17 protein-coding genes and 1 tRNA gene are annotated in these 19,721 nt (G+C 61.1%); 13 read left to right on the top strand and 5 right to left on the bottom strand.

The features are described from left to right. Window positions 1-21 precede the first annotated feature (21 nt). Window positions 22-3,153: an FAD-binding and (Fe-S)-binding domain-containing protein gene (locus K6I40_RS08515; protein WP_222918621.1), complete on the top strand. Its 3,132-nt coding sequence runs from the start codon at window positions 22-24 to the stop codon at window positions 3,151-3,153. A 320-nt stretch (window positions 3,154-3,473) separates the two neighbouring features. Here the strand turns inward: K6I40_RS08515 and K6I40_RS08510 are convergent, their stop codons facing one another. Next, complete coding sequence (locus tag K6I40_RS08510; protein WP_222918620.1) at window positions 3,474-4,160, bottom strand: RNA ligase partner protein; 687 nt, start codon at window positions 4,158-4,160, stop codon at window positions 3,474-3,476. A gap of 138 nt (window positions 4,161-4,298) precedes the next feature. On the opposite strand from K6I40_RS08510, the gene K6I40_RS08505 reads away from it, so the two are divergent. Beyond that, window positions 4,299-5,438 carry an RNA ligase gene (locus K6I40_RS08505; protein ID WP_222918619.1) on the top strand — a complete coding sequence of 380 codons (1,140 nt, stop codon included), beginning with the start codon at window positions 4,299-4,301 and terminating at the stop codon, window positions 5,436-5,438. Between the two features lie 42 nt (window positions 5,439-5,480). Here K6I40_RS08505 and K6I40_RS08500 read toward each other — a convergent pair whose 3' ends face one another. Beyond that, complete coding sequence (locus K6I40_RS08500; RefSeq protein WP_222918618.1) at window positions 5,481-7,295, bottom strand: histidine kinase N-terminal 7TM domain-containing protein; 1,815 nt, start codon at window positions 7,293-7,295, stop codon at window positions 5,481-5,483. Window positions 7,296-7,697: 402 nt separating this feature from the next. On the opposite strand from K6I40_RS08500, the gene K6I40_RS08495 reads away from it, so the two are divergent. Beyond that, window positions 7,698-7,964: a DUF5827 family protein gene (locus K6I40_RS08495; RefSeq protein ID WP_222918617.1), complete on the top strand. Its 267-nt coding sequence runs from the start codon at window positions 7,698-7,700 to the stop codon at window positions 7,962-7,964. Further along, window positions 7,961-8,791 (top strand): ATPase, encoded by an 831-nt coding sequence (locus K6I40_RS08490; RefSeq protein WP_222918616.1) that lies wholly within the window; start codon window positions 7,961-7,963, stop codon window positions 8,789-8,791. Before K6I40_RS08495 ends, K6I40_RS08490 begins: the two co-directional genes overlap by 4 nt. 62 nt (window positions 8,792-8,853) lie before the next feature. Here the strand turns inward: K6I40_RS08490 and K6I40_RS08485 are convergent, their stop codons facing one another. Beyond that, window positions 8,854-9,432: an MBL fold metallo-hydrolase gene (locus K6I40_RS08485; protein ID WP_222918615.1), complete on the bottom strand. Its 579-nt coding sequence runs from the start codon at window positions 9,430-9,432 to the stop codon at window positions 8,854-8,856. Window positions 9,433-9,620: 188 nt separating this feature from the next. On the opposite strand from K6I40_RS08485, the gene K6I40_RS08480 reads away from it, so the two are divergent. From K6I40_RS08480 to K6I40_RS08470, 3 genes are all read left to right on the top strand, one after another. After that, complete coding sequence (locus K6I40_RS08480) at window positions 9,621-10,838, top strand: hypothetical protein (protein WP_222918614.1); 1,218 nt, start codon at window positions 9,621-9,623, stop codon at window positions 10,836-10,838. 175 nt (window positions 10,839-11,013) lie between these two features. Next, window positions 11,014-11,088 (top strand) — tRNA-Glu (locus K6I40_RS08475). Window positions 11,089-11,254: 166 nt separating this feature from the next. Continuing rightward, a complete protein-coding gene (locus K6I40_RS08470; protein ID WP_222918613.1) occupies window positions 11,255-12,358 on the top strand; it encodes a site-specific integrase in 1,104 nt (367 codons plus the stop codon). 112 nt (window positions 12,359-12,470) lie between these two features. Here the strand turns inward: K6I40_RS08470 and K6I40_RS08465 are convergent, their stop codons facing one another. Further along, window positions 12,471-13,523 (bottom strand): site-specific integrase, encoded by a 1,053-nt coding sequence (locus K6I40_RS08465; protein WP_222918612.1) that lies wholly within the window; start codon window positions 13,521-13,523, stop codon window positions 12,471-12,473. Between the two features lie 583 nt (window positions 13,524-14,106). On the opposite strand from K6I40_RS08465, the gene K6I40_RS08460 reads away from it, so the two are divergent. After that, window positions 14,107-14,514 (top strand): hypothetical protein, encoded by a 408-nt coding sequence (locus tag K6I40_RS08460; protein ID WP_222918611.1) that lies wholly within the window; start codon window positions 14,107-14,109, stop codon window positions 14,512-14,514. 335 nt (window positions 14,515-14,849) lie between these two features. On the opposite strand, the gene K6I40_RS08455 is transcribed toward K6I40_RS08460, so the two are convergent. Next, complete coding sequence (locus K6I40_RS08455) at window positions 14,850-15,281, bottom strand: universal stress protein (RefSeq protein WP_222918610.1); 432 nt, start codon at window positions 15,279-15,281, stop codon at window positions 14,850-14,852. Between the two features lie 269 nt (window positions 15,282-15,550). Between K6I40_RS08455 and K6I40_RS08450 the strand changes: the two genes are divergently transcribed. The 5 genes from K6I40_RS08450 to dpsA (K6I40_RS08430) all read left to right on the top strand — a co-directional run bounded on the left by K6I40_RS08450 (window position 15,551) and on the right by dpsA (K6I40_RS08430) (window position 19,704). Beyond that, window positions 15,551-16,657 carry a hemolysin family protein gene (locus tag K6I40_RS08450; protein WP_222918609.1) on the top strand — a complete coding sequence of 369 codons (1,107 nt, stop codon included), beginning with the start codon at window positions 15,551-15,553 and terminating at the stop codon, window positions 16,655-16,657. An 88-nt stretch (window positions 16,658-16,745) separates the two neighbouring features. Continuing rightward, a complete protein-coding gene (locus tag K6I40_RS08445) occupies window positions 16,746-17,849 on the top strand; it encodes a hemolysin family protein (protein WP_222918608.1) in 1,104 nt (367 codons plus the stop codon). A 145-nt stretch (window positions 17,850-17,994) separates the two neighbouring features. After that, window positions 17,995-18,543 (top strand): DNA starvation/stationary phase protection protein DpsA, encoded by a 549-nt coding sequence (dpsA, locus tag K6I40_RS08440; protein WP_222918607.1) that lies wholly within the window; start codon window positions 17,995-17,997, stop codon window positions 18,541-18,543. Between the two features lie 13 nt (window positions 18,544-18,556). Then, window positions 18,557-19,138 carry a DNA starvation/stationary phase protection protein DpsA gene (gene dpsA / locus K6I40_RS08435; protein WP_222918606.1) on the top strand — a complete coding sequence of 194 codons (582 nt, stop codon included), beginning with the start codon at window positions 18,557-18,559 and terminating at the stop codon, window positions 19,136-19,138. Beyond that, window positions 19,135-19,704 carry a DNA starvation/stationary phase protection protein DpsA gene (gene dpsA / locus K6I40_RS08430; RefSeq protein WP_222918605.1) on the top strand — a complete coding sequence of 190 codons (570 nt, stop codon included), beginning with the start codon at window positions 19,135-19,137 and terminating at the stop codon, window positions 19,702-19,704. Before dpsA (K6I40_RS08435) ends, dpsA (K6I40_RS08430) begins: the two co-directional genes overlap by 4 nt. Window positions 19,705-19,721: the final 17 nt, after the last annotated feature.

Genomic DNA, 19,721 nt, shown 5'->3' with positions numbered 1-19,721 from the left:
TGTACCGACCACACACCACATATGGCCGCCGAGGACAGTAGCGCCGACGCGATGGTTGAGGATCGGGACCAGCAGCGACAGCAACCGCCGCTCGAGGCGGAGCCGGAAGCTGTCGGCGGAGCACTCGCGGCCGACCTTCGAGCCGCCTGTGAGGGGGACGTACGGTTCGACGAGTACACGCGCGTCCTCTACGCGACCGACGGCAGTATCTACGGCGCACAGCCCGCGGGCGTCGTCTTCCCCCAGGATACTGACGATGTCCGCGACGCGATGCGTGTCGCAGCCGACCACGGCGCGCCGATTCTGCCACGCGGCGCGGGCTCGTCACTCGCTGGCCAGACGGTCGGCCCCGGCTGTGTCGTGCTCGATCTGTCACGACATATGGACGGGATTCTCGAGATCGATCCGGACGAGCGGACAGCTGTCGTCCAGCCGGGCGTGGTTCAGGACGATCTCGACGCCGCACTCGAGCCTGATGGCCTCCGATTCGCGCCCGATCCGGCCTCCTCGAATCGGGCGACGATCGGCGGTGGGATCGGAAATAATTCGACGGGCGCACACTCGGTACGATACGGTATTACGGACGCCTACGTCGACGAGTGCGAGGTCGTCCTCGCGGACGGGTCGCTGATCCACACTCGAGATGTCGTCCTCGACAGTCCCGAATGGGACCGAATCGTCTCCAAGGACGACCGCGAGGCCGAAATCTACCGGACAGTACGCGCTCTCGTCGAGGACAACGCCACGGAGATCGAGGAGCGGTATCCGGACCTCAAGCGGAGTGTCAGCGGGTATAACCTACAGAAGGTGATTCGAACCGATCTAGAGGGCGAGGCGGCGACGGCCGCCTCGGAAAACCGGGCGGGCGAAGCCCGCGAGGAGGGGGAGCGAATCATCAACCTCTCCAAACTGCTCGTGGGGGCCGAAGGAACCCTCGGGGTCGTCGTCGAAGCCACGCTCTCGCTCGTGACCCAGCCAGACGAAACCGCACTGGCCGTCTACTGCTACGACGACCTCCTCGAGGCGCTTGCGGCCGTTCCAGAGGCGCTCAAACTCGAGGCCAGCGCGGTCGAACTCATGGACCGGGAGGTGTTCCGACTGGCCGCGGAGTCGGCGGAGTACGCCGAGTACGCGGAGCCGATTCCGGCGGGGACCGAGGCGGCATTGATGCTCGAGTTCGACTCCGAAGTGGTCGAGGACCTGCCGGACGCGATCGCGACCGCAACGACTGATCTCGTCGGCAGCGGGGACGCGTTCGGCTCGATCAAGGCATTCTCGCCAGCCAAGCAGGAGCGACTCTGGAAGCTCCGGAAGGCCGCCATTCCGCTGTTGATGAGCATGGAGGGCGACCCGAAACCGTATCCCTTCGTCGAGGACGCCTCCGTTCCCCCCGAAGAACTCGCCGAGTACGTCGCGGGCTTTCAGGAGATCCTCGAGAACCACGACACGACAGCCGCCTACTTCGCCCACGCCGGCGTCGGCACGCTCCACATTCGGCCGGTCCTGAACCTCAAGGAAGACGACGACGTCGAGAAGATGCGTGCCATCGCCGACGACGTCACTGACCTCGTCTCCGAGCACAACGGCTCCTTTTCCGGCGAACACGGGGATGGCCTCGCCAGGACCGAGTTCAATCCGAAACTATACGGCCCCGAGCTCTGGCGGGCGTTCAAGGACCTCAAGTCGGCATTCGATCCGGACTGGCGGATGAACCCGGGGAAAGTCGTCTACCGCGAGGACGACCCGACCGACATCCGCGAACACCTCCGATACGGGCCGGACTACGCCTCGCTCGAGCCCCGGACGACGCTGGATTTCGACGACGAGGGCGGCTTCTCGCACCTCGTGGAACTCTGTAACGGCTGTGGCACCTGCCGGCAGACCGACGGCGACGTGATGTGTCCCACGTATCGGGCGACCGAGGAGGAAATCGCGACTACTCGGGGGCGAGCGAACCTGCTCCGAGCGGCGATCAGCGGCGAGATCGACCCCGAGGAGCTCTACGGCGATCGGTTCCAGGACGAGGTGCTCGACCTCTGTATCGGCTGTAAGGGCTGCCAGAGCGACTGTCCGACTGGCGTCGACCTCGCAAAACTCAAGGCCGAAGTCAAACACCAGTATCACGACCGCGAGGGGACGAGTCTCCGGGAACGACTCTTCGCGAACGTCGACCGACTCGCGGCGCTTGGAAGTACGTTCGCACCGATCGCCAACCGCGCGACGGAGGTCCCAGGTGCGCGGACGGCCCTCGAGAAGACCGTCGGAATCGCGGCCGAGCGGACGCTGCCGACGTTCCGGCGGGAGACGCTGGTCGACTGGTTCGAGGGACGAGACGCCGACAGCGTCTCGGAAACGCGAGCAGCTTCGCCGCGAGCAAGCGGCGGATCGCGGGTCGATCCCGAGACCGCGACTGCGGGCGTCGTCCTCTACCCCGACACGGACACGAACTACTCGAATCCCGAACTCGGGAAAGCCGCTGTCGAGGTCCTTGAGGCTGCGGGGATCCGCGTCGCGATCCTCGATCTCGGCCCGACCGGGCGAGCGGCGTATTCGACGGGGCTGCTCGACGTCGCCGCCGAACAGGGGCGGGCGCTGCTCGATGAACTCGAGCCGTTCCTCGAGCGCGGCTGGTCGGTTCTGTTCGTTGAGCCCTCCGACGCGGCGATGGTCGTCGACGAGTACCGGTCGCTGCTCGAGGACGATCGAGCCGAACCGCTCGCAGCGAACGCGTTCGGGGTCTGCGAGTACCTTGACGAACACCGGCTGGACGAGGAACTGTCGTTCGACCAGGTCGAGACCGCGAACACGCAGTTGACGTTCCACGGCCACTGCCACCAGACGGCCCGCGGCGCGGACCACCACGCGGTCGGCGTGCTCCGACGGGCGGGCTACGCCGTCGATCCCGTCGACTCGACGTGCTGTGGGATGGCCGGCAGTTTCGGCTACGAGGCCGAACACTACGAACTCTCGGCAGCTATGGGTTCCCTGCTGCGTGACAAGCTCGAGGAGAGTATGGCCGAGCGAACGGGCGGCGACGGCGATTCAATCGTCGTCGCGCCGGGCACCTCCTGTCGGACTCAAGTGGGCGACTTCGCGGGCTACGATCGGCCGTCCCATCCCGTCGAGTTGCTCGCTCGAGGGCTCTCGGAATAGTTGGAGTGCTGCTCCGTCGGTTTCGATGAGTGGACGCGGCATGCGGCGTCTGCTAGCTTGGCGGCATGGTGTAAGCCACGCCCTCCCAGCCGATTTCTGCTCACGGGCGCGTAGCGCCCGTTCGCATGGTTCGCGGAACCGAAGGTTCCGCGCTAACGCTCGGTCACTTGCTCTCTCGCTCACCCTCGCACATGTTCGCATCGCGGTTCGCACGGCTCGTGGGTCATTCCGTTCCCCATTCGCTTCGCGAGGGCTCCGTCGTTCGCCCTCGCACTGTTCACCGCGATCCAGCGCGCGCCACCGCACTTCCGTGGCGAGGTTCACACCCCGTCCTCGACGCCGGCCGCGCGCAGATACTCCTCGAGCAGCGTCGGGAACTGCCCGCCGCGGACGTACCGGAGGCCGAACTCGTCGGCCCAGGAGATGATGCCCCGGTCCTCGGTGACGACACCGGCATCGAGTTCTCGAGCGAGGATTAACAGGTCGAAGTCCTCGCGAGAGTCAAGGACGCCCCGTCGGAGTGCGCGGCGGTACTTGTCGCGCATGTCCGAGAGGATCCGGTCGGCGTCGGTCATGTACTCTTCTTTCCCGTCGTTGTTCGAGCTACTGGCGAGCGCCTCGGGATCGAGCTGTTCGACCTCGCGGATCGCCTTTTCGGAGACGCGGAGACCACGGTCGACCCGGTCGCTCATTTCGTCGATGAAGTCGTAGACGATGTCCGCCGGAATCGTGACGCCGTACCGGTCGGGGCTCTTGCGCACGACCCACGTGTCGAGCCGCGAAAACACCGCCTCGTCGACGTCTCGCTCGCGCAACATCGTCGCGAGTTCGTCGTGGATCGACGGCGGCACGTAACAGGAGATGTTGAGTTCGAGCCGAGCGGTTGCGACGAGGTCGAGCAGCCGGACAACGGCTTCCTCGAGCGATTCGTCGTCCCGACGGATCTCCTCGGTGATGAACAGCGACGTGTCGAGGACGAACTGTTGGCGCGGCAGTTCCCCGGGCATAGTCGTGGGTTGGACGGGAATCCACATAGGCCTCATCCCCAGCGCAGCCGGCTTTCGGTCCGGTCGGAAACGGGCCAAATCGACGGTCGATCGGCGACCGGCCCGGTGTTTTTCACCGGGAACGTGGTCGGATGACGCATGGACCGCGAAGACTACCTCGAGCGGCTCGAGGCCACCACCGGGGACCCCGACGATTTCTTCGAGCACGTCGAACAGCGGTCAGCGGCGGGTCAGACACACTACGTACTCACCGCCGCCCGTCACGGCGTCGAGCGCGGAACAGTCATCGTTGAGGAGAGCGACACCGTCGTTCGCGGCTATCCGAGCGTTCCGCGAGTCCTCATGCTCGATCCTGGTATTCCCTCGTTCTTCGAGGAGAGCGATACCGTCGCCATTGAGGAGAAGCTAGACGGGTTCAACGTCCGGATCGCAGTCGCTGGCGATGACGGGAGCGACCCCCTCGCGTTCACCAGAAGCGGCTACGTCTGTCCGTATACGACGGCGCGGGCGCGCGACCGGCTTCCGCTCGAGGACTTCTTCGCGGATCACCCGACGAAGACCCTCTGTACCGAACTGATCGGGCCGGAAACACCGTACACGACCCACGACTATGAGGGAGTCGACTCCCACGAATTCCGGGTGTTTGACGTTCGGGACCGTGAGTCCGGCGACCCCGTTTCCGTGGCCGATCGGCGAACCCTCTGTACGGAGTACGGGTTCAGCCAGCCGCGGTTCTTCGGGCACTCGGAGCCGTCCGCCGCCGTCAAGACGGTTCGAGACGCTATCGACGACCTCGATGCGGCGGGACGTGAGGGCATCATCCTGAAATCGGCGGACGGCGAGTCGATGGTCAAGTATACCACGGAGTCCCAGCACCACGAGGAACTCGCCTACGCGTTCTCGCTGCCCTTCGAACACGGCCGTGACTTCCTCTTCTCCCGAATCGTTCGCGACGCGTTTCAGGCCGCTGAGTTGGACGACACCGATGACCGGATCCGAGAGCGGGCTCAAGACCTCGGCGAGTCGATTCTCTGCCCGATGGTCTCGACCATTCGGGACGTCCAAGACGGCGAGCCCGTCGGCGAACGCCACACCGTTAGGGGCGATCCCGACGCGATCGACGCGCTGCTTGAGCACCTTGACGAGCAGTCGCTGACGATCGACCGCCAGTCCGACCGCCGCGAGGACGGCGAGCGGGTCGTCGAGTTCATGAAGGTAGCGGAGTCCAGCCGGGACCGGATCCGGTACTATCTGGACGGAGGAACGCGAGACGAGTGACGGCGGCCGCAATCAGACGCGAAGAATCCTACGAGTGGGTATTCACGAGTCGGTGTCGGAAGTCGTCCCGACCGCTGGATCCGGAGTGGTCCCGGCGGCTCCTGTCTCGACGCTGCGGAACTCGAATCGGGCACCGCCGCGCTCGCTCTCGCTGGCGTCGACGGTCCAGCTATGAGCGGTCGCGATCCCCTCAACGATGCTCAGTCCGAATCCCGTGCCCGTTGCGGTAGTCGTATAGCCGTCCTCGAAGACGCGGTCGCCCCCATCGGGCAGTCCCGACCCGTCGTCGGTGACGTAGAACCCCGCTGAACCGTCGCCTTCACCGATGGCGAGAGACCCCACTTCGACCTCGAGCGAGGGTGAAGTGGGATTCGCGACGGGTGTGTCGCCCGCTTCGTACTCGACGGGGACGCCCGCCGAATCCGGGACGGACGAGTGTCGATGCTCGTCCGCTCGCTCGAGATCCGGCATCCCGTGTTCGATCGAGTTGCGGAACAGATTCTCGAGCAGGCGCGTCATCCGATCGGCGTCCGCGAGGATCGTTGTGCCTGACGCGACTGTGAGGGTGGCGTCACCGGTATCGACGTTTTCCCACGCTCCCTCGGCGAGGTCGGCCAGCGAGACCGGTTTCGGATCGGTGACACTGCGTCCGTCGCGGGCTAGTGCGAGAACGTCCTCGATGATCGCCGCCATCCGGTCGTGTGACTCCTCGATCTCGTCGAGAGACGGCTCAGGATCGTCGGCCTCGCGGGCCAGTTCGAGGTAGCCGTCCGCGACGTTCAGCGGGTTCCGAAGGTCGTGAGAGACCACGTCGGCGAATCGCTCGAGGCGCTCGTTCTGTCGCTGGAGTTGCGTTTCGCGTTGTTTTCGTTCGGTAATGTCCCGGACGATGAACAGCCAGCCGACGTGGTGATCGCGGTCGTCCTCGATTGGCGTTGTTTCGATGGCGTAGTCGCTGCCAGCGACCCCGAGTTCGCATTCTTCTTTCGTCGAACTGTCGATCAATTCCCGAACCTCGTCGCGTAATTCGGGGCGCTCAGCGAACAGCGAATCGATGCTCGAACCGATGAGCGACGCATCGTCCGCCGCGAGGAGCGACCGTCCGGCAGGATTCGCATCGATCACCCGATCCCGCTCGTCGACGACGAAGATACCGTCGGAGATGTTTTCGACGACGCGATCGCGGGCGATCGGGACGATATCGGTCAACCGATAGCGAACGATCGCGGCCGCGTACAACGCTCCGCCGATGACGAATCCGATCGGAGAGATATCGAAGTCAACGATCCCGGCCATGTAGATGCCGTTCGCGAGCCAGGCAGCGAGCGTTCCGCCGAGGAGTGCCCCGCTCTGTCCTCGATATAACGACCGAGACCGGACGAGAAATCCGACGATAAATGCCGTAACGGTTCCGAGAACGACGTATGAGTAGCCGAGATGGAGCCAGAAGAGGAAACCGCCGTCGAACCCCTCCGCTGTCAACCGGAAGAAGAGTCCGGACGGATTGACAGCAGCAAAGACGGTGATCAGTACCGGTTCGACCGACAGGGCGGCGAGTACCGTGGGCCTGACGAATCGCTCTCGGCCGGTGTAGGAGAGCGTGAAAACGAGCACCGTCATCGTCCCGAACCCCACGCCGAGAAATAGCGTTCCGGTCAGCACTGACTCGATAGTGGGGTTCTCGACGACCCGCAGCAGGGCCAGCGACCCGGCCCACACTCCCGATGAGAGGACGTTTGCGAGTAGTGGGACTGCACCGGTCTGCTGGCGGTGCTTCCAGAGCAGAACGGCGAGCAGACCACAGAAAAACACCGAAAACACGTAGATTGCCAAGATAGGGTCGAATCCGAGTTCCATCACCCCTACTCGAGTAGCGGCGATATAAAATCCGGTGGCCGTTCGACTATAGCAGCCACTGAAAGTCAATGCACACCTGATCGCATGACAGCTGTGCGATCAGTGTGTAAATCGTTTCAGTGGCTACTATAGCGCCCGAGCCACACGCCGTCAGCGTCCCATCGCAACGAAACTAGCAGGAAATCGGACCAGTCACACGGGTCGACTGCCAGCTGTGGCCCGTCGAGAGCCCGTCGACGATGTACAGTACACGAGATGGCTTTTCCGTCGTTGACGACGGGCTGCCGGATGATTGCGACTGTGTCTTCGAGAGGCACGACCGCCAGGACGAACGGGATTCGCACTGCGACGATACTCGGTCGCGAACGAATCATTTAGGCACCGGCCGACGGTACGAGGAGTATGCCCGTCCCGAAATCCGAGTTCGACGAACTCCCGCCGTGTGACTTCTATACGCCGGCGGAGCTCTTCGAGGATGACCAGATGTACACCGTCTACGAGATCGCCCGCATGCTACAGGGAGTCGAACCTGACGCCGAGCTCGACCCCGAGACCGAGGATATCCTGCTCGACTGGGCGATTCCGTGGGTCATGACCAACGCCGACGACCTCGTGGTCGCCGAACCCCGCGACGAGGACGAGCCCGGCTACTACGGCCTGAGAGAATGATCCTCCTCGTGGTCGGTGCCGATCGCGTCGATGCCGGCAAGACCACGTTCTCGTCCGGCCTGCTCGAGCGAACCGGCGCGGTGGGCTACAAACCCCGCGCCGGCAACGACTTCTGGTTCGACCACGACGACTGTCAGCGAGCGCTTACTGACGGCCGGCTCTACGGCAAGGACGCCGCGCGCCTCTCGGCGGCCGACGGCCGCGATCGCCCGCCGGAACGACTCAATCCCGTCCATCGGCTGTGGCGACCCGTCCCCGATGGTGGCACCGGACTGCTCGGCCGAGCGGACAGGGAGTTCCTCCTCGACCGAGTCGGTCGCGACGGCGACGACCCGCTGTTCGTCCGCAACGCGACCGCCGAGGTGCCGGCACAGGTCGCCGAGGCACTCCCGCTTGAGGATGCCATCCGCGTCGAGAGCGTCGATGAGTTCAACGAGCTCGCCGAAGAACGGTATCTCCCCGCGTTTGATCGACTGACCGCCGAGATCGAGGCGACCGATATCGCCGTCGTCGAATCCTACAGCGACATCGCGCAGCCGCTCGAGTCGCTTTCCCCCTCCTCGATCGCCGCCGTGGCTGCCGTCGAACCCGGTCGCGCGCGGCTCTATCCGGGCGATCGCTACTGTCGGGCCTGTGAGATCGCCAGCTCGAGTCCCAGAGACGGGGCCATCGAAAAACGCGTTCCCGACGTCCTCGACTATCTCGACCCCATCGATCGCGTGTCACTCCCGGCGCTCGGAAGCGACCGACAGAACGATCCCGCGCAGGTCGCACGCGCGTACGACGACGCCTACGAGGCGTTGCTCGAGGTCGCCGGACAAGTCTGAGTAGCTAGCATGCTGTCGGAAGCGACGAATAGGAGTGTGAATCGACGGGAGTGCTGCCGAACTCAGGCCTGCCGCGCCATCTGGGCTGACAGTTCGACGTGATCGTAGGGATCGGTCGTCACGCTCGGTCCGTGGCCGGTGTGCATTTCCGCGAGGTCCGGATCGATTCGCTCGAGCACGCGGTCAATGCTCTCGATCAGAGTCCCGCGATCGCCTTCCTCGAGATCAGTGCGGCCGAAACTCCCGTTTTGGAAGACGAGATCGCCCGCAAATAGCACGCTCGCCGTCTCCGAGTGAAAGCAGAGGTGGTCGTTTTTGTGTCCGGGTGTGTGGAGCGCGACGTACTCGTCGTCGCCCAACCGGACCGTCTCCTCGTCCGCGATGGCGTGATCGACACCCTCGATCGCGGTGTCGTACCCCCATGCGTCGACGTCGAAAGCGTCTTTGACCGCGGCGAGGTTGCCGACGTGATCACGGTGCGTGTGGGTGAGGATTACTGCCTCGAGGTCATCGACTCGGGAGCGGACGGCGTCGACGGCGTCAAAGTTCGCGCCCGTATCGATGAGCACGGGTCGGTCCCCGGTCACCAGAAAGACGTTGCTGGTAAACGCTTGCACGCCCTGTGCGAGGTTGGTGATCATGCGACCCGGTACACGGTCGTCGGGTTTGTGGGTATCGACACGGATCGGCGACTGCCGGACGTTGATCCACCTCCACCGAAATGCAGCCCTGAGGCCCTGAGGCGCAATATATCGAGAGAGTTGGAAGTCAAGTCGTTTGATTCGTGTATTCACAAGGATTTTTAGCTCCGGCACGTAGTGATAGACGAATGAATCGGCCGGTCTCTGTCGGACTCGTCGTTCTCGTGATCCTTGTGTCCGTTGCCGGCGTCAGTGGGTCGGTCGTGCTGACGACCACCGGACTGGCCGCCCAGTCAGCCGCGGAACCCAATACTGCGGATTCGAACCGGTTCGTTTCCCAGGAACGGGACTGGGATGACACGACCTTCGATATCACAGTATACGAGAACGGGAGTGCAACATGGACGTTCCGCCATAAGCGGCTGTTCGCGAACGAGGAGAACGCGACCGAGGCCGAACAGAACTTCAGGGCGTTTGCCGAGGCGTTCGAAGCCAACGAGACCGGGCGATACGAGGCGTTTATCAACCAATCGCGTGAGCTGGCAGCGGCCGGCTCACAGGAGACCGGTCGGGAGATGGAAGCGACGAACTTCAACCGGTCTATCCGTGTCGACGAAGGGCGGATCAATCCGCGCGGTGTCGTCGAAATGTCGTTCACATGGACGAACTTCGCCGACATCGATGGTGAAACGGTCGTCGTCGGCGACGTCTTTCGGGAACTCTATCTGGCACCCGACCAGTCGATTGAACTCAAGGCGGGCGATGATCTCCAGTTCCGCTCCGTCGCCCCTGAACCCGACAGCCAGTACGATAGCAGTTCGCTCGAGAATACGACATCGGTCGAGTGGAGCGGCGAACAGCAGTTCACCAATGGCCGTCCGCATGCAGAACTCACCAGTTCGACCGGTGGGACCGTCGGGAGCGGTGACCAGAAACTGCTCAGTGCGATGAGCGGTGACCTCGGCTGGTATCTCGTCGGCCTCCTTGTCGCCGGTGCCGGGCTTGTGGCCATCGTCTGGTACCGTCGATACGGCCCCGGTGCCGACGATACCGACGGCACCGAGATCAGTCGCTCGGCCGAGTCGACGACGCCGGCAGCCGACACGCCCAGTGACTCGAGCCCGGACACAGGGGCAACCGACTCGGACGACACCGGGACACCCCTCACCGACGAAGACCTCATGACCGATGAGGACCGCGTCGTCACGCTCATCCAGGATAACGGCGGCCGGATGAAACAGGTCAAAATCGTCGAAGAGACCGGCTGGTCGAAATCCAAAGTCAGCATGCTCCTCTCGGACATGGAAGACGAGGGAACGATCAGCAAACTTCGAGTCGGTCGCGAAAACATCATCAGCCTCGAGGGGTTCGAACCCGAAGCGACGAAATCGCCGTTTGAGGAATAACGGCGACTGCTGTCAGTGGGCCGCTGACAGGTTCTCGCGTGGGACTGTTCGACACTATCGGAACAAAACGGAATCCTTAAACATCGTACTGCGCTACGATTGAGTGAAGACGAAGCCCGCTCCGGTGTCCTGCGGATCGAAGCGATGCAGGGCGCAAAGAGAGGCGATGCGTCGAGCTCCGATGGTGTAGTCCGGCCAATCATATTGCCCTCTCACGGCAATGACCTGGGTTCGAATCCCAGTCGGAGCACTCCTTCCTTCCGCTGTCCCGTGATTTTGAGCCCGTGCTAACGTTAGGTAAACATGTGGCTCGAAGGCAAACCGATTCGCAGGACACCCCTATCCCGACGCCGTCTTGCGATTAGCGAATTTGGACAGGCAATCCGACTCGTATTGCTCGGGACGGTGGTTCAGACATGGATCTGAGCGACTTCGCCATCGTTCCGGAACCAACCGAGGAACGTCTCGCCCAGCGTCAGCTGGTTGACTACCGAAGTGAGCGTGAGGACTGGATTGAGTGGCTCCTCGCGTTCGGAAAGAACCCGGATAAGGCAGAGGGTTACGCTGAGACCACGGTCAAAGCACGCATCTATCGGATGGACCACTTCTACCGGTACGTGTGGGATGAAGAAGGCCATTACACTACGAGCGTCACTCACGAACACGCCGACTCGTGGATGAAAGAGTTGGCCTACGAGGACTGTAGCGACGCCCACCGCGATTGCTGCCAGAAGGCCGTCATGATGTTGTTCAAGTGGCGGGCTCACGAGCGTGGTGGAGCAGAGTGGAAACCCGAAATGCGATTCAGTTCGGGGAACCAGACGACAGCGCCACGCGACTTCCTCACCCGCGAAGAGCGAAAGTTGATTCGTGAGGCGTCACTGGAGTACGGCAGTATTCCGTCCTACAACAACGTCACGCCGGAAGAGCGGAAACGCATGAAGGCGTATCTTACTCAACGCTTCGAGAAACCGAAGAAGGACGTGTCGAAGGCCGATTGGGAGCGCGCTAATGGATGGAAGATTCCCAGCCTCGTCGGCACCAGCCTCGACGCGGGGCTACGACCCATCGAGGTCGGACGTGCAGTGACGTCGTGGGTTGACCTTGAGAACGGACTCCTCCGCATACCCAAGGAGGAAAGCTCCAAGAACGAGGGGCACTGGCATGTCGGTCTCAGTGATCGCACAATCAGTATGCTTGATCGGTGGATAGACCAACGTGAGACGTACGAACTCTACGATGGACGTGACGAGCTCTGGCTGACGCGTGAGGGGAATACCTACGGTTCGTCGACGCTTCGCCGACTGCTCCACGATCTGTGTGACATCGCCGACATCGACCACGCTGATCGACAGATGAGCTGGTACACGATCCGCCACTCGACGGGGACCTATATGACCCGTGAGGAGGATCTCGCAGCGGCACAAGCGCAACTTCGTCACAAGAGTCCGGAAACAACCATGAAGTACGACCAGGCGCCGGTTGAGGATAGACAGGACGCTCTGAACCGAATGGGTTAATCAGACCAAGCCCTCCATTTTTAATTAGGCGGCTATCGGAACCGAGTTTGATTCTTGGGCAACGGTCCGGGTCGAAAGCACATTCAGGTATAGGTAGCGATGAACCTTCGCCTCAGTTGATCGAGTTGAGGTTATCGCGAACGTCCTCTTCGGGTGGGTGGATGTAGTTGAGTGTCGATTCGATCGATTCGTGGCGCATCTGGCGTCTGACTTCCTCGAGGCTGTCCGCGGTCATCGAAAGGTACGTCCCGAGCGAGTAACGGAGACTGTACCACGTGATGTGCCGGTCGCTGTAGTCGAGGTTTGCTTCGTCCATCAGGCTCCGCAGGTTCCGACAGAGGGGACCCGATGACAACGGCTCACCCTCCCTGGTGAGCCAGACGTGGTCGGTATCATCATACTTCGGGTCAGTGTCTCTCTGTCGAAGCCAGCGACGCAGAGCATTGGCGGTACGTTCCGTGATCGGGACCTCCCAAGTACGGTCATTTTTTGCTGCGTCGTTCCGTGGCACCTTGATTGCGGGTTTCGAGAGTACCAGCCAGTCGACCGTCATTCGCTCGAGTTCGACGGGCCGAGGACCGATGTCGAGGCCGACCATCAGAAGCGATGGCCACTTCCAGCACGTGTTCACTTTTTCCCAGTCGCTCGGAGTGATATCTGACTTCGGCTTTCCGAGGCGCTGAGCAAGTTCGGCCCGAATCCGATCCCGCTCTTCAGGAGTGCAGTTGTTGTAGCTCTTGACTGTCTTGTACTCGAGGGCTGCTTCACGAATCTTTGGCCGTTCTTCGAGCGTGATCGGATCAGAGATCCGGGAGCCAGAATCCTCTTCAAAGAGGGTGAACGGCTCCCAGGCCTTGCCGTTACGTTGATCCCAGCGGAAGCGGAAGAAGTTGAGTAGGCAGCATGCGTTCTTCGTTTTCGTACTGCCCGCATACGGTTCACCGTTGTCCCGTCGGAACTCATCGTCACGTAACTGCTTGAGATACCAGTCACCCATTTCCGGGGTTATCTGGAGGGTGTACCCATCGAATTCATCCCAGATTCGCGGGAGAATCCGGGTGATTCGCTTTATGTAATTAGCAGCCGTGCTTTTTCTGTGCCCCTTCGGATCACGGTCGTCAATTTTCTTCCCTTTCTTCAGCATCCAACCTAGAAATTCAGACATTTCGACCTCGAAGTCCATTTTTTGGCGGGGACCGAGACGATCAATAGTTTCCTGCCTAATGAGGTCGGAGACCTCAATGTCATTAGTTGGAATGTTGCCACTGACTCGCTCAGATGGAGGTTCGTGCTTTAGTTTCGATTTTGGTTTCATCGTGTTTTCGATAGATGTCACTGCTCATCTGGTTCAGTGGCAGGTAGCCTGACAAAAGCCCGAGAGTTAGATTTTTCACAGCTCTCGGCCCATCTCTCAACTAGGTCGTCGCTGCAACGACGGCCGAGCCGAGCGTCAGACTGGCCTGTCACGCTCGATGCTTACACTGAGGGACCGCGATCTCTGCTAGTTTGGGGACGCGGTCCCTCTCCACACTCCATCCTACTTAGCAGGTTTGACTTAAACCCTACACGTCAAAGGTTCACACGGCTCCCTTGACCAGATATTTTTGATATATCAGAAAATATCTCCTGAGGTTTTTTCCGAGATAGTGAAAAGGATCAGGCGTAGCGGCAGTCACTCTGCCAACGAATCGCGGTACGGCTCGTTGGTAGACAAGGAAAACAGCAACACAGATAGTTACAACTCTACGATGACAAACCAAGAAACGAGAACGGTTGAAGACATCGACAGCCTTTCTGAACAGCACCGACCAGTCTACGAGTTTGACCCTAACGCTGGTCCCTTATCGGTCGGCGAGGTCGTTTGCAACGTCCCGCGAGAACACCAAGAAGCGGCACTGAGAGCGATTGCTGGAGACGGGACCGTCGAACCAGATGGCTGGTTCGAGGGATACAACAGCATGTCTCTCCCCGTTCTCGACGGCATCCCAATTACACTACTCGAATCCTCGAAAGACATCGGCGGGCGACAAGAAGGGGCCGAGTCGTGGAGTCGGTACGCCGTTAAAAACGTCGGCCATGTCGAACTCCACCGCGCCGAGCGGCATCCGACGAACGTCAGCAAAATCAAGGTCATCACTGCCTCCCACGAAGGATAGCCGACGACTGTAGTGTTGGTTCAAAGAAGGCGTCATAGAACGGTTCTCCTACCCTTACTGCACTATCCACCGAATCGCTCTGCACAGGTCAAACAGTTACCGGAGCGGTTACCGATCTCTCTTGGATCTGTCAAAAGCTGCCTGCTGACTATAGAGGGTGCATTCAGCACAGTCGATGTGTTTGATTCGCGTACAGGCTGGCGAAAGCACTGACGAATTCGAATCAGAGTCACGATCTACCGATTTCGCCGTAAATCATCGTCTGGAGAGGCAGTTCCCCGTGGATGGTTCTCTGACGGACTGGTGCGATAACGGTAGTTTCTACGAGCGGGGACTCATTCCCGAGCGACCAGAACCGAGGTAGTAACCGATTCGAGAACGTCTTCCGTCGTGCTCCCGAAGAGTCGTTCTGTGAGGGTCGAATCCTCGCTTTCTCCGATCACGATGAGGTCGATCCCGTTATCAGCGCTATACTGGGGTATTGCGTCTTCGGGAAATCCTTCGAGAACGGCTCGTTCGGACGCAACTCCGGCCTCATCGGCCATTTGCTCGGCCTGCTCGAGCGCCTCTTCCGCTTCCTCATCAAGCGCTTCGGTGAGGTCGTCCGCGATGTCGCCAACGGCGGATGCGGACATCTCCGTCCCAACGTCTACAACGTGCAGGAGATGCACCTCGGCACCCACACTCGATGCGATTTCTATCCCGTGGTCCAGCGCTGTTGCGCTCGCATCGGATCCATCTGTCGGGATAAGGACGTCGCGGTACACGTCGAGGTTCTATTGGCTGAACGGCAAAAAGCGTGACCCCGAGTCAGATGGGCCAGACGATGTCGTGATATTGGGAACTTGGCTCGTGACCCGCCGGAGCGGAACACGCTCGAAGAAGGTCTCACCGTCCAGCGCGTCATTGAGACCATCTATCGCTCCTCGGAGACCGGACGGGCGGTCAGATTCGATTGAACGGCCCACCCGGCAGCAATGTCAGTTTGCCACCCGTTCTTTTTTGCCTCGACGCCGTATCGATGGACCCATACTGAATGCAAGCACCCGAAATACTCCTCCGTCTCGTCGCGGGTGCCGCGTTGATTCTCGCCAACGGGTTTTTCGTCACCATCGAGTTCGCGCTGACCCGCGCCCGACAGTATTCCGAAGCGGAGTTCATGGAACCCGGCCTCGAACGCGCGTGGGAGATGACCGAGGATCTCGAAATCTATCTCACCGGGTGTCAGGTCGGCATCACCGCCGCTAGCATCGCACTGGGTATCGTCGCCGAACCCGCGCTCGCAGCGCTGTTCGAGCCGTTGTTCGGCGAGACGGTTCTCGCGTCGATCGGTGCGGGCGTGATCTTGGCATACATCATCGTGAGCCTGGTACACAAGGTCTACGGCGAACAGGCCCCCACCTACCTCGGCGTCGAGCGCTCGAAACAGGTCTGTCGCTACGGCGCGACGCCGCTGTATTGGTTCACGTGGGTCATTCGACCGATTCTCCGCGTCGGTGACTGGGTAGCGAAATGGACGCTGTCGCTGTTCGGCGTCGAGATGACCGGTGCGTGGCTCGAATCCGACGGCGAGGACATCGAGGGGCGTGCGGACCTCCACCGACAGCTCGGGTCGATACTCGACGACGGCGAGGTCCCCGAAGAGCGTCGTCAGGAAGTGATGAACGCGTTGGTGGTCAAGGAAATCCCCGTCCGTGACAGCATGGTGCCGCGCGAGGAAATCGCCGCACTCTCGACCAACAACACCCCCGAGGAAAACCTCGCGGTCATCGAGGAGCAGCCACATCTCTGCTTTCCGCTGGTCGGTGAGGACATCGACGATTTCCGAGGGGTCGTTTATCTCGCGACGGTCACAAACCAGTTCGAGGCGTTCAAAAACGGCGACATCGACATCGAAGACCTCGCCGAGCCCCCGATGACGCTGCCGGCCGACGAGGAAATCAGCGGCGCCATCGACCGCTTCCAGACGGAAAATCAGGAGCTCGCGCTCGTCACTGAGGAGGGACGGGTCGTCGGCCTGCTAACCTCGACGGACGCCTTCGAGGAAGTGATGGGCGAACTCAAGGACCCAATTGACGCCTACCAGCGCAAACAACGTGGGGACGACGCATCGGGACTAGACTCCCAGAGCGACCCGGCTTGAGACATCTCGTGAGGACGGGATCGTCGGAGCGCGAAGAATCGGTTTGCAGACAAGCCGTTTATCCGTGTTGCTGCTCGTATAACTTGGTATGCCGATGACCGCGCTCGAAGCCTCCATCAGGCTTATCGCCGGTCTATTACTCATTCTCGCCAACGGGTTTTTCGTCGCCATCGAGTTCGCGCTGACCCGCGCCCGACAGTATTCCGAAGCGGAGTTCGTGGAACCCGGAAGAACCGCTCTCGAACGCGCGTGGGAGATGACTCAGAATTTGGAGATTTACTTGACCAGTTGCCAGATCGGGATTACGTTCTCGAGCATCGCGGTCGGGATCGTCGCCGAACCCGCGCTCACGGCCATCTTCGAACCGCTGTTCGATGGTACCGTTCTCGCATCGGTCGGCGCAGGGGCCATCCTCGCGTTTCTCATCGTCAACCTCGTCCATCTCACTCACGGCGAGCAGACCCCTACCTATCTCGGCGTCGAGCGCTCGAAACTGGTCTGTCGGTACTGTGCGACGCCGCTGTACTGGTGGACGCGAGCCATCTGGCCGATCATCAAGTTTGGAGACGGAGCGGCGAAATGGACGCTTTCGCTGTTCGGCGTCGAGATGACCGGCGCGTGGCTCGAAACCGAAGCCGACGTCATGCAGGGGCGTGCGGGCCTCTACAAGCGCTTCAGCTCGACCCTCGAAGCGGGAAACGTTCCCGAAGAACGCCGGCAGGAGGTCATGAACGCGCTGGCCGTTGGCGACATCCCGGTCGAGGTGATCATGGTTCCGCGCGAGGAGATCGTCGCGCTCTCGACCGAGAACACCCCCGAGGAGAACCTCGCGCTCGTCGAGGAACACTCCCATTCTCGCTACCCAGTGGTCGGCGAAGACATAGACGACTTCCGCGGCATCGTCTATCTCCCGACGATCACGAACCATTTCGAGGACCTCATGAGCGGCGACGTCGGCATCGAAGATATCGCCGCGTCGCCGATGACGCTTCCGGCCACGGAGGAGATCAACGACGCTATCGACCGCTTCCAGAGGGAAAATCAGGAACTCGCCCTCGTCACCGAGGGCGACGAGATCATTGGTCTCCTGACCTCGACGGATGCCTTTGAGGAGGTCATGGGCGACCTCGAAGATCCGATAGACGAGCGGGCCGGACGCGCGCACCGTGGTGCGGACTCGACCGGGACCTGAGACGACTTCGGCGATCAGTCGCTCGACGAAACGCTTGAGTACCTTTACAGACTGAGATTACTGGATCTACAAAACGAATTTAAGTCTCCCGAAAATGTATGGTTTCTGAAAGCTTTAAGGTTGTCGAGCGACTACCTCCCATGAGATGAGTTCCCAAGAGACGACCGTCCGTCAAGAAGCCGGCACCGTCGACGAAAACGCGCTCCGGCTCGATCAGGACAAAGCCGAGCAGATCGTCGAGGCACTGAACTCCGAACTGGCGAACTCGTACGTCCTCTACCACCAGCTCAAAAAGCACCACTGGGTCGTCGAGGGAGCCGAGTTCCTGCCGCTGCACGAGTTTCTCGAGGAAGCCTACGAGCACGTCGAAGAGGGTGCCGACGAGATCGCCGAGCGTGCGCAGGCGCTGGGCGGCGTCCCCGTCTCAGGCCCGTCGAACCTCGAGGAGCGCGCGACCGTCGAGTTCGAGGGTGAAGACGTCTACGATGTTCGCACTATGTTCGAGAACGATCTCGAGATGTACGGCGAGATCATCGAGTCAATGCGCGGCAGCATCGAACTCGCCGAGAACCTCGGTGACCCCGCAACCGGCGAGATGCTGCGCGAGATTCTCGTCGACCTCGAAGAAGACGGTCACCACTTCGAACACTACCTCGAAGACGACACGCTCGTCCTCGAGAGTGCCACTCACTGAACGGGTAACCTGAATGGCACAGAAACAAGGCCGACTCGTTCGGGAGCCCGATACAGGCGAGCGCCGTCAAGAATGGGGTACCATCGCAGAGAACGCACTCCGGGTCAACCGCGCCGACGCCGGGGTACTCATTGACGCCCTGAGCGTCGACCACGCAGGATCGTTCAACCTGTTCTACCTGCTTCGCAAGCATTACTGGACCGCTGCAGGTGCCGAACACGAAGAGGTCGCTAACTTCCTCGAGGATGCGTATAAACGAGTGCGCAAGATTAACGACGAGCTCGCAATTCGTATCGTCGAACTGGGTGGGATTCCCCCGAACACACCGCCGACGCTTCAGGAACGGGCCGAGGTCCCCCTCGAGGCCGAGGATCTGTACGACCTTCGTGCCTCCTTGGAGGGTGATCTCGATGGATATGCGATCCTGATAGTCAGTATGCGTGAACATATTGCTCTGGCAGAAGAGAAGGCCGACCCGGGCACGGCTGAACTGCTCCGTGACCACCTCGAAAACCTCGAAGATGACGCCCACACTATCGAGCAATTCCTCGAAGATGAGACGCTCGTTCGAGCGGAGGTGCTGAAGGAACGATGATGAGTACACCACATCTCCGGAGCCATGACCAATCTCATGTCCGTCAGGAATGGGACGCGGTAGCCGACAATGGGCTCCATCTCGAACAGGACGTAGCTAAAGAGCTGGTCACGGCCTTGAACAGCGAAGTGTCGGGACTGTATATCCTCTTCAATCAGGTGCGCAAGCATTACTGGCTCGTCGAGGGGGCCGAACTGACCCTGATCAGTGACTTCCTTGAGGATGCTGCCGACCGGCTCACGGAGATGACCGACGACATCGCCATTCGGATCAGCGCGCTCGGCGGTGTTCCGGCCTGTGGGCCGATGGGTATCCGCCAACACGCGCCCATATTCATCGAAGAAGCCCATCACTACGATATCCGCTCGTCGCTCGAGCGTGACCTCGACGGGTACGCGACGCTCGCGGTGCAGTGGCGTGAACATATCGAACTGGCGGACCAGCTCGGCGATAAGGCGACGAGCGAACTCCTGCGCCGCCATCTGAAGACACTCGAAGAAGACGCGCACGTCCTCGATCGATACCTTGCCGATGATACGCTCGTTCTGCGCAACGCGACCGGGTGAATCGTTTCGGGACAATC

Source organism: Natrinema sp. SYSU A 869 (genome assembly GCF_019879105.1).
Classification (GTDB): Archaea; Halobacteriota; Halobacteria; order Halobacteriales; family Natrialbaceae; genus Natrinema.
The sequence above is the reverse complement of the archived record's forward strand: the minus strand, read 5'-3'. Positions and strand labels throughout refer to the sequence as shown.